The organism is Eisenbergiella tayi (genome assembly GCF_001881565.1).
GTDB lineage: Bacteria > Bacillota > Clostridia > Lachnospirales > Lachnospiraceae > Eisenbergiella > Eisenbergiella tayi.
In genome coordinates, this window is record NZ_MPDJ01000005.1 from 429,999 (window position 1) to 442,674 (window position 12,676).

Here is a 12,676-nt window from a genome sequence, read left to right on the forward strand (position 1 = left end):
GTTTTTTTCCTCCTTAGAATAAAAATACTGCTTTTTCCTATTGTTGCCTTTTCCTATTGCTGCTCTTTCCGCTGCCGCAGCAGCGGCATGAAACTCAACTTTTTTATTCCTCCACTTATCCCTTAACCGCTCCCTGTGTAATTCCTGCCACAAAATATTTGCTGGCAAAACAGAACAGGATCACCAGAGGAAGAGATGCGATAATATAACCTGCAAACAGCACCCCGTTTCCGTCCGATACCGATACTATCAGCTTGGTCAGCGCCACCGCAATCTGCTGTGTCGCTTCGCCGGAGCTGGCGACCAGAGGCCAGATATAATTGTTCCATGCATTCAGCCCAGTCATGATAGTCACGGTGGACAGTATCGGTTTGGACAGGGGAAGAACCACCTTCAGCAGAATATCCATATCCCCGGCCCCTTCGATTTCCGCCGCTTCAAACAGGCTTTTGGAAATAGCCTCCATGGAGCTTCGCGTCAGGAACGTCCCCATCGCCACCTGATAAGCGGCGGGCGGCAGAATCAGCCCCCAGTAGGAATTGAACAGCCCCAGATTCGTTATCTGTACAAACTGCGGTATCAGCATGACGAAGCCCGGTATCATAAGCAAAGCGATGATTCCATAATAGAGAAGCTCTTTTCCGAAAAAACTCTCATAACGGACAAAGGCGTAGCTGGCCAGCATGGAAACCACCACCGTTATCAAAATAACTGCAAAGGTTACCAGCAGGGAATTCAGCATGGGCCGGACCACCTGGGGCAGCGCCTTGGCATAATTCATAAACTGCCAGTTCACGGCCAGCTGAAAGGGTGTTTTAATTATTTCGGTCTGCCCTTTAAAAGAATTAATAACCAACAGATAAAAGGGGGCCAGTGTGAGCAATAAAAGGATGCCCAATAAGATACGGCTGAAAATACTGACTGCTTTTCTCATTTCCGTGCACCTCCCCTAATCCATGCTTTCCGTATTTTTCATAAGCTTCTGGTTAATTACCGTTAGTACCATAATAATTGCGAACATGATAACGCCGATTGCGGAGGCGTATCCCATTTTCCGGTAGGTAAAGCCCTGCTCGTAAAGCACCACCGACGGTGTGATGGTAGCCGTTCCCGGGCCTCCCTTTGTCAGGATATAAACCGTATCAAAAACCTGGACCGCATTGATGATGGCAAGGGTCACCGTCAGCTTCATCTGGCTTGCCAGCATGGGGAGGTCGATTTTGATAAACCGCTGGAAGATATTAGCCCCGTCAATTTCCGCCGCCTCAAACATATCTTTGGATATGTTCTGCAGCGCCCCGAAGTAAAGCAAAAACTGAAGGCCGCCCAGAGAAGCGCTTCCCAGCCAGGGAAAACCGATTGCAATGATGGAACCGAGCGCCGTCCTGCTGTCCCCCAGCCAGGGTTTTGCCAGATTTCCCAGTCCGACGGAGGTGAGTATATTGTTCAGCACCCCCGTATCCCCTGCCAGAATCCACTTCCACAGCAGGATGATTACCACACTGGGAACGACCATGGGAAAGGTAAATGCCGTCCTGACCACATACTGCTTTTTCGTGGATTTCACCGCATACAGCAGCTCTGCCGCCAGCAGCGGGAAGGTCAGGACAATGAGGATATCCGCTCCTGCGATCCAGAGGCTGTTCACCAGGGATTTGGTAAAAGTGATATCCCGGAATGCCGCTATGTAATTATCCAGTCCCACAAAAAGATTAACGTTGGCCCCGTTCCAGTTAAAAAAGGACTTTATGATCGCCATTCCAAAAGGAATATACTTGAAGGTAACCATCAGAAGATAAATAGGCAGAAGGAAAAGATACGGCTTCACCATCCTGAACAGAGACTTCTTTTTCATCGCCGCCGCGTTATCCCTCTGCAGTCCGCCGGCATTTCCTTTTTTCATCGTTCATCCCTCCCTATAGCAACAGATGTATAACATATTCAGCCAATGTCATTTTTTATCGTTTGTTTTATCTGATATATCTATTCTATAGAGATTCCCTTTATAAATCAGTGGGTTATTTTTATGTTTTACGTGTAATATTTTTAACTTCTTTATATATTTTGCACTACACCAGTAATTTTGTCTCACACGCAGCAACGGACATCCCGCGCCGCAGGACGTCCGTTTTTCCCGTAAAAAAAGACTTATTCCCGGATAAACCGTCACTCATTCTGTTTCCGTTTTACTTTCATCACCACCCGGCAGCCGCCTCCTTCCGCAGGAAAGAGTGTCAGACCGTATTCCGGGCCGTCCGATAGCTTAATGCGGTTGTTCACGTTTTTCAGGGCCACTCCGGATCCCTTCTCCGAATCCGCAGCTTCATAATTGACTTCGGACAGCTGCGCATTCAGCTCCCTGCTCTTCTCCGGCGTAATTCCCACTCCGTCGTCCGTAACGGTCACGATAAGCGCCTCCTCCCGGACTTCGGCATCGATTCGGATAATCCCCCTGTGCCCGTCTTTTGGCAGAATCCCGTGGCTCCATGCGTTTTCCACAAGAGGCTGCAGCGTCAGCTTCAGAATGCTCACTTGCAGAAGCGGCGCCTCAACGCAGCATTCCAGGGTGATGCTGTCATCAAAACGCATGTTTATTATACTTACATAGGCCTTAACATGCTCAATTTCCTTTGCCAGCGGCACCCTGTGGTTTTTCATATCACAGCTGTACCGCATCATATTCGACAGGTTTTCCGTCAGCAGGACAATGGAATCCACCTCTTCTATCTGGGCGATACAGTATATATTATCCAGGGTATTATACAGGAAATGAGGGTTTATCTGGGACTGCAGGGCGGAAAGCTGGGCCTCCTTTTCCTGTACCCTGCTCAGATACATATTAGCGCTCATTTCCTGAAGCTTTCTCTTCATCTGATTGAAACGATTCCCTATCTGCCCCAGCTCGTCATTGCTTTTTACCTGGATAAAGGTGTCGTTTTCTTCCTCTATTGTACTGATAAGCTTATTCAGCAGCGTGATAGGCATCATGATCCGGCTGCTGAAAACAACGGTCAGAGCCATGGCCGCTATACCGGTTCCCAGAATGATAAGATTAATATTCCGGATAATCCGGTTCATATCCCGGAAGGTATCCTGGGTGGATTCCACCGAATAAATATGCCATCCGAACTGATCGTTAGTTACGCCATCCACAAACCACTCCCGGTTCAGGAAGGTGCCTGTCCTCCCCAAATCCTCCCTGTGGTTTTCGATGAGGAAGGCAACCTCCTCCTCCTGGGCCTGCGTCAGGTTAATGCCTGCCAGCACATTTTCCTCCTTATCGGAAATAAGATACCCCCTGGAGTTCTGCGCATATTCCCCGAAAATATCCCGGATATAATCCATATTTATGCTGAACAGGATAAACGGCTTTTCCTCCTGCCTGAAACCGCTGGAAGAAGGCACATTCCAGGCCCTCATATAATAAATAGCCTCATTTTTTGTTATATTTTCCGGCCTGAAATCCTCCGTAAGCGGCCCGTACATCAGTTTCAGACTGCCGCTTTGTCGGAATTTCCGATACCAGTCCGCCTCCTGAAAAGAAAAATTCTTCTGTATGGGCCCGCTTCCCACATAGGCATTTTTATCTTCGTTTATATAAAAAATGACCCCGGTGACCACAGACTGCATATTATTGCCGTTTATAGTTTCCTTCACCTCATGCTCATAATCCAGCCGCTGCTTCATCTGCTCAAAATCACTCAGATGGGGCTGGTAACGGAACATTTCATACAGCTGTTCATTATTGAAGGTTATGAAAATCTGATTCACCTTATCATAAAGGCCGTTCAGCTCATAGTTGATTTCCTTCATCTGCTGGGAATTGTTCTGCTCCAGAAGCCCGCTGATAAAATTGTGGTTATAATAGTTAATGGACAGCGTCGTCCCCAGCATCGCCACCAGCAGGACAAGGCCGAATGAAAGTATCAGCCTGGTGCGCATCCCCAGCTTTTCAAGTATCCGTTCCATCCTCATCCTCTATCTCTCTGGCAATCCCCGCTTTATATTCTCCCGGCGTTACCCCGCTGATTTTCTTAAATACCTTGGTAAAATACTGGTAATCATCATACCCTACCGCTTCGGCTATCTGCACCAGCTTATATTCGGTGGATGCGATCAGCTCCTGCGCTTTTTCCACCCTCACCTGAGCCAGATAGCTCATGAGGGATTTTCCGGACACCTTTTTGAACAGGCTGGAAAAATAGGATTCCGTCACATGGCATTCCTCCGCCAACTGGCTGAGCGTATAATGTCTGGCGCAGTCCTCCCGGATATCCCGCATCAGCTTCTCCACAATCCGGGATGAAGAATTATCCTCAGCCAACACTGCAAGACGTTCTTCCAGCACATCTGCGCCCGCTTTTTCCCCCTCCGCCTGCTGCCTTTCCGTTTCTATCTGCTGCACACACTGATCCAGAATCAGGTTCAGCTGCTCCCTGCTCACCGGCTTCAGAAGGTAATCCACCGCACGGAACCGGAGCGCCCTTCTGGCATTATCAAAATCATCATAGGCGGATATCATCACGATCTTTGCATTGGGATTCATCTCAAAAATCCGTTCACCCAGATCGCAGCCGTTCTCCTGGGGAAACATCACATCGGAAAGGATAATTTCCGGCATCTCCCGCCGGAAAATTTCCAGCGCCTGCGTCACATTTTCCGCTTCCCATATTTCCCCGATAGGATTCCTCTCCCTGTCAATCATCCGGACAATCCCTTTACGGATCCACCTTTCATCATCCGCTACCAGTACTTTAATCATATAACTCCTTTCCCCCGATAAAGCTCTTTCCTTCCCCTCCGGCTGCGGAGCCTGTCCGCCGCCGCTTATAAACAGCTTATCATCTGCCGTATTTTACCGTCAATCGATTCCTGTACTTTCATCAAAAGCCGCCTCATCCACCCGCATTTTCTATTTCCTTTGGTACTCCTTCCGATACCGCGCAGGCGTTATCCGGTGATATTGTTTAAATACCTTGTCAAAATACCCCCTGTCCCCATATCCCGCCTCTGAAGCGATTTCCTCAATAGTCAGCCTGTCTTCCTTCAGCAGGGCACAGGCCCGGTTCATCCTGAATTCCATAACAAGATTGCTGAAGGTTCTGTAGGTATATTTTTTTATCAGGCGGATCATTGTCCGTTTCGTATAATTAAAATGATCGGCCAAATCCTCCAGCGTGATCTCCCTGTAATTCACGGATATGTAGGAAATAACCCGGACGATATCCACCCTGTCTTCCCCGATGCTGCGATTGGCGATCCGTTTTTCATACTGCCTTGCCAGGGCAATAAAAAGTCCTGCAAGGTTCACATACATCATATTCTGGTACATTTCCTTTTTCCGGTAAAATTCCGCGATAATGGTGAGCGCAAAGGCCCTGGCCTCACTTCCCTCTTCATAGGAGAATACCAGATGCCCTGCCGGTGATTCGATATGGTACAGCGCTTTGGTAAAAAAAGCGGATATGGGGTTAGTACTGTCCAACAAAGGAAGAAGCATACTGTGGAACCATTCTTTTTTCATAATTATATTGAAAATAACGGAGTCCTCATCCTCAATCCCCAGCTGATGAACGGCCTCCAGGTTATAAATGCAGATATCCCCTTCGGTCAGCATACCGGCCTTCCCCTCAATGGTCGTTGTACAGTGACCCTGAAAAACAAAAATCAACTCAAAAAAATCATGGTTATGAAACCGGGTTACAAATCTGTGTATCCCGTTCCTGCGATCCGCGGCATTCACCGTCTCCATGGCTACCTTTACCTGCTCTTCCTTCGCAAAGGCATGCTCGGCCCGTATGGTCTGGTGCGATTCCGTTTTCCGCCCAACGTCATCCCCCATGCCCGTCCCATCCGGGGAAAGATTGGTAAAGTACCCCTCTCTGCTTTCCCCGCAGATGTCCGGCTCCTTTTTTTCAAACGCTATCCATTCCCGGATGGAACACAGTTCTCTGTCCTCTGTCATAACTGTCCCCTTGTCACTTTAATACATAAATACTACCCTTTTTCGTCCTATTATTCAATACAGTCTCCCAAAACGTTATTCTATAATAAAATGGTAACCAGTCTTTTGTTTCGGATCCACATGAGGTATATCTTATGAAAAATTATCGTACTAATCCTGAATGGCCCCACCTGGTCCATTATGAAACCATCGGTAACCTTCCGGAAGAATTCCGGAACCCAACCGGAAACAGCCGTCCCAGAATGCGTTGGTGGCTGCCCTCCGCCATGCTCAGCATGGACGGTATTGAGAAGGATATCCGTTCCATGGCCGAAGCCGGTTTCAGCGGCGCCGAGGTGGTTCCCATGCCCCGTTTTGACACCTCCGGCGATTTCACCATTGAATGGGGGACTCCGAAGTGGAAAACTTTCGCCGGACATATTCTGCAGACTGCGGCAAAATACAATTTTACCATTGATTTTTCCATGACACCCTTCTGGCCTCTCGCTCTCCCCGGCATCACCGATGCATCCGACCCTGAACAGGGTGCCCAGATGGAGGCTGACTGTGCATATCTTGACGGTATAACAAAGTCCCGCCCCTATTCCGGCCTCATACCGGTACCTTCCCAGGCCGTGGAGGACGCCGCTTCCGCAGGCACGCTGCCCCGTCTGGCTGCGGTAACCTGCGCCCGGTATACGGATAAAGACACCAAGACTCTCGCCTATTCCTCCGCAAGGGCTTTCCGTCTCGGAGAAGAGGTTCTTCAGGAGGAAGGGGATCCTCTTTCCTGGAAGATTACCTTCTGTCCCGAGGACGAAGGGGAATATGTTCTGTTCGGCTGGTGGGAACACCCCTCCGGAAATAAAACCTGCCAGAATCTCCAGCTGGATCATTACAGCCCAAAAGCCACGGAACGCCTTACCGGCTATTGGGAAAAAGAATTGATCCCTTACTTCGGAGATGACTTCTCACACATGGTTTCCCTGTTTATCGATTCCCTGGAATTCCAGACGCATCTGGACTGGACCTGGGGTTTTCTGGAATCCTTCCGGGAAGAAAACCAGTACGATCTGGCTCCCTATCTTCCCGCCCTGTATGATCCGGACAGCCCCGGCTGTTTTGTTTCGTTTCCGGTACCGGAATTTCGATTTGATGAACATAACGATCAGATCATACGTGATTATCAGGAATTTCTCACCCGGCTTTATGTGGATAACCACCTGATCCCTCTTACCCGATTTTGTGAGAAGCACCATATTAATATGCGTTATCAGACTTCCTATGGAAAGGATCTGGAACTGGCCCAGACAGCCATGTATGTGACCATCCCGGAAACCGAAACCTTATATGGCGGGGATATTCTGGATTTCTACCGTCTGCAGGCCGGCAGTATGCACCTGTCAGGAAAGCAGATTTATTCCATTGAGGCCTCCGCAGAGATGAACGGACGCGGCAACGGAGGCGTCAACTCCGGCAATTATCAGCAGACCTGGGGGAACCAGCTGTGGCACATCCAGAGGGCCTTTTCCTGCTGCGTAAACCAGGCTGTTTTCCATGGCTACTCTTATGAAGGCTATTATGATGGAGAAGGGAACGAAAACGGCTTCCTTCCGGGGACACACTGGCCCGGCTATACGACTATGGGTTACAGCGAATTCTCCAATAACTGGAGCAGCTGCCAGCCCAACTGGCTTCATGTGAATCATTACACGGATTTCCTCGCCCGGAATCAATTCATCCTGAGACAGGGCACCGGCAGAATCGATCTGGCCGTCTACCGGCAGAGCTATGAAGAAATCATTGATTTTAATCATGCGGTAAAATTATATGACGATGACGGGCTTCTGGAACAGAACGGCTACACCTATGATTTTATCAGTCCCTCCGCCCTGGCTCTTTCTCAAACACAAGCGGCGGAAACACAGCACGAACCCCGCCGGGCCGTACTCGCTCCCGACGGCCCGGCATATAAGGCGCTGATTCTGGATAACCAGAATTTTCTTCCTTACGAAACCGCCCTCAGGCTCCGCGAATTTGCTTCAGAAGGCCTTCCTGTCCTGTTTGTAGGCTCCCTGCCCCAGCAGCCGGCCTTCCATCTGGAAAAGGAAATCGCCCCTCTCATCCAAGAGCTGCTTCTGCTTCCCTGGGTGAAACAGGTAAATACCGTACAGGAAGTACCTGCCATTCTGGAGGAACTTCAAATCCTCCCCAATGCCAGGTACCACAAACGTTCCCGGATACTCAACGTATGCCGTCATACACCGGAAACAGACTTTTATTACTTTTATAACTACGGCGATTCCGACACCTTTCCGCAGGCACAGGAAATGCCCGCCCAGGATACGCCGGTCACTCTGTCCGGCAAAGGACTGCCCTGCCTGCTGGATACCTGGAGCGGTTCCATACATCCTGTCGCCGCCTACCAGGAAGGAGACGAAAATGTAACCATTTCCCTGCATCTGGAGCCAAATGAAAGCTGTGTCATCGCACTGATCCAAAATCCGGCCTGCCTCGGTCTGGATATTCCCTCCCTGCACACGGAGGCTCTCACCATCCGGGCAGAATACGATACATCCGGCAATTTATATGAAAAAGCTTTTACCGGTTGTTCCCTTCCCCTGGAAAACTGGAAGCTGACCCTTGAAAAATGGTCTGACAGCCCTATTCCGTCAGAAAGCATAAAAACTATTTTCACCTATGACCATCTCGATCCCCTGGTTCCCTGGAAGGATCTTCCGGGCCAGGAAAACACTTCCGGCACAGGGATTTATGAAACCTCCTTTATCCTGGAAAAAGCCTGGGAAGATAATGCCGGCTATGTACTGAAGCTCGGCGAAATCTGCGACAGCTTCAGCCTTATGGTGAACCACAGGGAAATTCCTGCGAATCAGTCCTCCTCCTACGTGGATATCAGCCCGTTCCTTCACAGAGGAGAAAACACGCTGACTATTACCATAGCCTCCACACTGCTCAATGCCCTTCTGGATTATACCTCCAGAAACGCCATAACCTATCATAAATGGCAGAATGAAATAAGGGTTCCTGATGCCTACGGCCTGTGGGGTGAGGTATATCTGCTTCCCTATGAAAAGAAGGTGCTTTCTTCTCTGTAATCTTCCTTTTCAGCAGAGTGCGGTTTTATAAATACTTCTTCTCTTAAACAGAGACTGCCCCTGAAAAGGCAGTCTCTGTTACTTTCGCAGGGTGCATACCGCATGGTTCATTCCTCCCGCTTTTTTGCGGACCTTTTATACTCTCTAATGGTCAGTCCTGTCGTTGACTTAAAAAGCCGTATCATATAATTCATATTCTGGAAATTCATCATGCAGGCAATCTCATTCAGGGAATATTTTCCGCAGTCCAGATATTCCTTGATTTTCTCCACTCTCCTGTTATTAACGTATTTAACATAGGTTTCCCCCGTGTATTCCTTGAATCTTTTACAGAAATGGGGGACACTCATAAAGCTCTTCTGTGCAGCCTCCGTTAATGGTATCTGCTCATAAATATGCTCCTCCAGATACTGCAGCACAGACTCCATGGTATCATCCGCCAGCCTCTTACGCAAAGCCGAGGAAAGCTCCTGCATTTTTTCCGTCAGTTCATATTCCAGCCTGCTCCTGGAGGAAGCATCCATAATTCCTTCCAGCTTTCCCCCAAAGCCCAGAATCAACTGGCCCGCCAGGCTGTATTTCTGAGCCAGCGTATAGATAAACCGGTTCATCACATGAAACAATTCTTTTTTGACATTATCCGGATCTTCCTTTCTGTCCCTGCAGTTATCGATATAAACCGTCAGCTGCCTGCAGAATTCCCCTATCCATTCCTCTTCCGTAAACTGCTCCGTATCAGGCGAAAAAACTTCCTTTTTTCTCCGCAGGCAGCTATCCGCCACAAAAAAATATTCCCCTGACTCATAAAAATCCTGGCGGAGCATATTCAGGCCTTCCTGATACCGTTCCCGCATATCCTTCAGCTCGTCAAAGAACCCGCTGCAGCCTATCAGCAGCCTTTCGTTTATGAACAGCTTCACATTCTGATTCAGGTCATCACAATTTTTCTTAAGCTGCTCCGCTTTTTCCTCACAGCTTTGTTCCTGCGGGAACTGGAACAGAATGAACATCTCTTTATTGTACGGAGAAAAAAAAGTGCCCATCCCTTCTTTTTCCACAATATTTTCCAGCAGATGGATCAGCATGGTTTTATCCACATGGCCTGATATCAGGGAGTCATCTGCGCTGTCCCGGCTCTGAAGCTTTAAGACTCCGGTCACATAACTGCTGCTGCAGACCTGTCCGTCCTGTGTCCCCCTCCCTTTCTCTTTCCTGTTCTTTTCTGCAAGCATGGGCAGAATCTTTTCCCCGTTTATTTTTTCTATCACCTCATTCAGCTTTTCTTCCGTAACCTCCTGCTTCAGAATATAGCTGTCGGCTCCCAGCTCCAGGGCTTCCCTCGCATAGGAAAAGTTATCATGACAGCTCACGATAATAATTCCGGCACACAGATTTTCCTCCCGCACCGCCTTTATGAAAGCCAGCCCGTCCATATCCGGCATTTCAATGTCCGTAATCACGATGTCCACCTGATTCTCCCCTCGCAGATACCCTAAAGCATCCAGGGAGGAAGAAAAGGTTCCCTGTACCGCAATATCCTGTTTCCCTTCAAGAAAGGTCTGAATCCCTATCCTCGCCAGAATTTCATCATCAATTATTATCGTCCGTATCATCTGCCGCCGCTCCCATTTCCATAACCGGGAGAATAAAATGGGCGCATGTTCCCTTCCCCGGTTCACTCTCCATAAAAAGCCCGAAAGGCTCTCCATATTCCAGCTTAATGATCTGCCGGATGTTTTTTATCCCCACATTGGTATGCTGCATGTCAGCAGACTCCTCCCGCTGCTCCCATTCGGAGATATCAAACCCTTTTCCATTGTCGCTGATATCAACATGAAGCCTCCCCTCTTTTCTGTATGACTTTAATTCTATCCGGCCGCCGTTTACCTTCCCTCTGCTGAAGCCATGTATAATGGCGTTTTCCACAATAGACTGCAGCAGGAATTTCCGTATCAGCAGATTCTCCGTGTCCGGTTCCACATTGTAATGCATGTCAAAATTCATAAACCGTGTTTTCTGGATAACCACATAATGCTCCAGAAGCTTTTTCTCATCTGCAATCCTGTGAAGGCTGTCCTTTTTATTTGTGATCTGCATGAGGATGTAAATCAGGGAATCTGTCACATTCTGTATCGTGGACTGCTTATTAATTACCGCCAGCCATTTTACCGTGTTTAACGAATTATATATAAAATGAGGATTCATCTGGGATATCAACACCTGCATTTCAAAGTTATTTTTCTCCCTTTCCACCCTGCGGTTATCCATAATCAGTTCATGTACCTTTTTTGTCATGGAATTAAAATGGATAAAAAGGCTGTTTATTTCCCTCGTTTTGTATGTCTCCGCCTCGCTGATCTGAAGCTCTCCTTCTGCAAACCGATCCATCGCTCGTGTCAGGGAAAGGATGGGCCGGATTATATGCCGGTTCATCAGAACAATCATCAAAAAAATAAGAACCACATAAATACAGGCCAATATAAAAATACTCACTCTCACCGGCTGGAAATTCGAAAAGAACGTATTTACCGGAACAATTACCAGCTGGATCCATTCTGTTTTATAAGACTTGGCATAAGCGACCAGACAATTTTCTCCCTGTATCTTTTTGGTGAAATATCCTGTTTTTTCCGTAAAAGCCATACCTTCTATATGAAAATCCTGATTCAGACGGCTGCTGTCCGATGAATACAGCACCGTACCGGAAGGATGAAGGATATAGGTGACCGCGCCATCCATTGTAATCGCGCCGAATGCATCATCAAAAATGGATTTATCCACCGTCATATACATAATGCCGATATTCTCTTTTCCTTTGGAATTCAGGGAACGGGCAATCACATACTTATAAGTTCCGAAAGGATAAGGAGAATATGTACTTTGAGGAAGCCAGATAACCCTTCCTTTTTCAGCAACAATCTCCTCCCTGTGGCTGTTTACATAATCTACAATACTTACATTGGAGGTCCCCGCATGTACCATAGTGCCCTGTACTTCGATCTGCATGGAGGCCATTTTGGAATTGGCATTGCAGATATTGCTCATTTCCAGCCGGATCTGTTCCCAGTCCTCATCGGTGATCCTCTTCTTCGCCAGAATATCCACCGTATTGTTATGATACAGTGTCATGGACAGATCACGGTACTGGTTATAGGCAGTATTCAGCTGTTCCTGGGTTGATTTCAGATTGGTGACCAGATAATCCCCATAAATCCGGCAGGTATAGCGATACATGATACTGACGGACAGAAGGATTACCAGCAGAAAAGGCGCAATAATAAGAAAAATATAATACAGCACCAGATGATGCTTCAGACTGATTGAAAAATGATTTGTAAAAAACAAGCTTTCCTTCTCCATAACTTCTCCTCGTACCTTTCCTCACTCCACCTGTATCATGAAGCAGACAAACCGGGAAGGAATTCATATTTTTTATTCTATCATACGGTTTTTTCATTTACAACCGACTGGAAGGCCTTGAAAAATTCAGATAAATTCGTGAATAAATCATAAAATCCGTAACCTTTCGGACACATATCTGAGGAATTGGATAATATTGTGAATGGGAACGGTAAGATTGTTAATTGTTCCGATCCGATAACCCGATATAATGAAA

Annotated in this window: 8 protein-coding genes; 1 reads left to right on the top strand and 7 read right to left on the bottom strand. The window is 47.6% G+C overall.

What is annotated here, in order from left to right; translation table 11 throughout:
* Window positions 1-115: 115 nt before the first annotated feature.
* From BLA28_RS19990 to BLA28_RS20010, 5 genes are all read right to left on the bottom strand, one after another.
* A complete protein-coding gene (locus BLA28_RS19990) occupies window positions 116-934 on the bottom strand; it encodes a carbohydrate ABC transporter permease (protein ID WP_009251851.1) in 819 nt (272 codons plus the stop codon).
* Between the two features lie 15 nt (window positions 935-949).
* Window positions 950-1,903, bottom strand: a complete 954-nt coding sequence (locus tag BLA28_RS19995) for a carbohydrate ABC transporter permease (protein ID WP_069150900.1) — start codon at window positions 1,901-1,903, stop codon at window positions 950-952.
* 263 nt (window positions 1,904-2,166) lie between these two features.
* Entirely contained in the window at window positions 2,167-3,969 is a 1,803-nt protein-coding gene (locus tag BLA28_RS20000; RefSeq protein WP_069157809.1) for a sensor histidine kinase, read from the bottom strand.
* Complete coding sequence (locus BLA28_RS20005; protein WP_069150898.1) at window positions 3,953-4,762, bottom strand: response regulator transcription factor; 810 nt, start codon at window positions 4,760-4,762, stop codon at window positions 3,953-3,955. Before BLA28_RS20005 ends, BLA28_RS20000 begins: the two co-directional genes overlap by 17 nt.
* A 150-nt stretch (window positions 4,763-4,912) precedes the next feature.
* The gene (locus BLA28_RS20010; protein ID WP_069157810.1) at window positions 4,913-5,965 is read right to left on the bottom strand and encodes an AraC family transcriptional regulator; all 1,053 of its coding nucleotides are present in this window, start codon (window positions 5,963-5,965) and stop codon (window positions 4,913-4,915) included.
* A gap of 134 nt (window positions 5,966-6,099) precedes the next feature.
* Here BLA28_RS20010 and BLA28_RS20015 point away from each other — a divergent pair, with 134 nt between their 5' ends.
* The gene (locus BLA28_RS20015) at window positions 6,100-9,060 is read left to right on the top strand and encodes a glycosyl hydrolase (RefSeq protein ID WP_071699343.1); all 2,961 of its coding nucleotides are present in this window, start codon (window positions 6,100-6,102) and stop codon (window positions 9,058-9,060) included.
* 107 nt (window positions 9,061-9,167) lie between these two features.
* Here BLA28_RS20015 and BLA28_RS20020 read toward each other — a convergent pair whose 3' ends face one another.
* The gene (locus tag BLA28_RS20020) at window positions 9,168-10,673 is read right to left on the bottom strand and encodes a response regulator transcription factor (protein ID WP_069157812.1); all 1,506 of its coding nucleotides are present in this window, start codon (window positions 10,671-10,673) and stop codon (window positions 9,168-9,170) included.
* Window positions 10,651-12,420 (bottom strand): sensor histidine kinase, encoded by a 1,770-nt coding sequence (locus BLA28_RS20025; protein ID WP_071699344.1) that lies wholly within the window; start codon window positions 12,418-12,420, stop codon window positions 10,651-10,653. The genes BLA28_RS20020 and BLA28_RS20025 overlap by 23 nt, the downstream gene beginning before the upstream one ends.
* Window positions 12,421-12,676: the final 256 nt, after the last annotated feature.

Excerpts from the sequence above, each read along its gene's own strand:
- BLA28_RS20005 (WP_069150898.1), bottom strand. The coding sequence starts at position 4,762 with ATGATTAAAGTACTGGTAGCGGATGATGAAAGGTGGATCCGTAAAGGG.
- BLA28_RS20025 (WP_071699344.1), bottom strand. The coding sequence starts at position 12,420 with ATGGAGAAGGAAAGCTTGTTTTTTACAAATCATTTTTCAATCAGTCTG.
- BLA28_RS20000 (WP_069157809.1), bottom strand. The coding sequence starts at position 3,969 with ATGGAACGGATACTTGAAAAGCTGGGGATGCGCACCAGGCTGATACTT.
- BLA28_RS20015 (WP_071699343.1), top strand. The coding sequence starts at position 6,100 with ATGAAAAATTATCGTACTAATCCTGAATGGCCCCACCTGGTCCATTAT.
- BLA28_RS20010 (WP_069157810.1), bottom strand. The coding sequence starts at position 5,965 with ATGACAGAGGACAGAGAACTGTGTTCCATCCGGGAATGGATAGCGTTT.
- BLA28_RS19995 (WP_069150900.1), bottom strand. The coding sequence starts at position 1,903 with ATGAAAAAAGGAAATGCCGGCGGACTGCAGAGGGATAACGCGGCGGCG.
- BLA28_RS20020 (WP_069157812.1), bottom strand. The coding sequence starts at position 10,673 with ATGATACGGACGATAATAATTGATGATGAAATTCTGGCGAGGATAGGG.
- BLA28_RS19990 (WP_009251851.1), bottom strand. The coding sequence starts at position 934 with ATGAGAAAAGCAGTCAGTATTTTCAGCCGTATCTTATTGGGCATCCTT.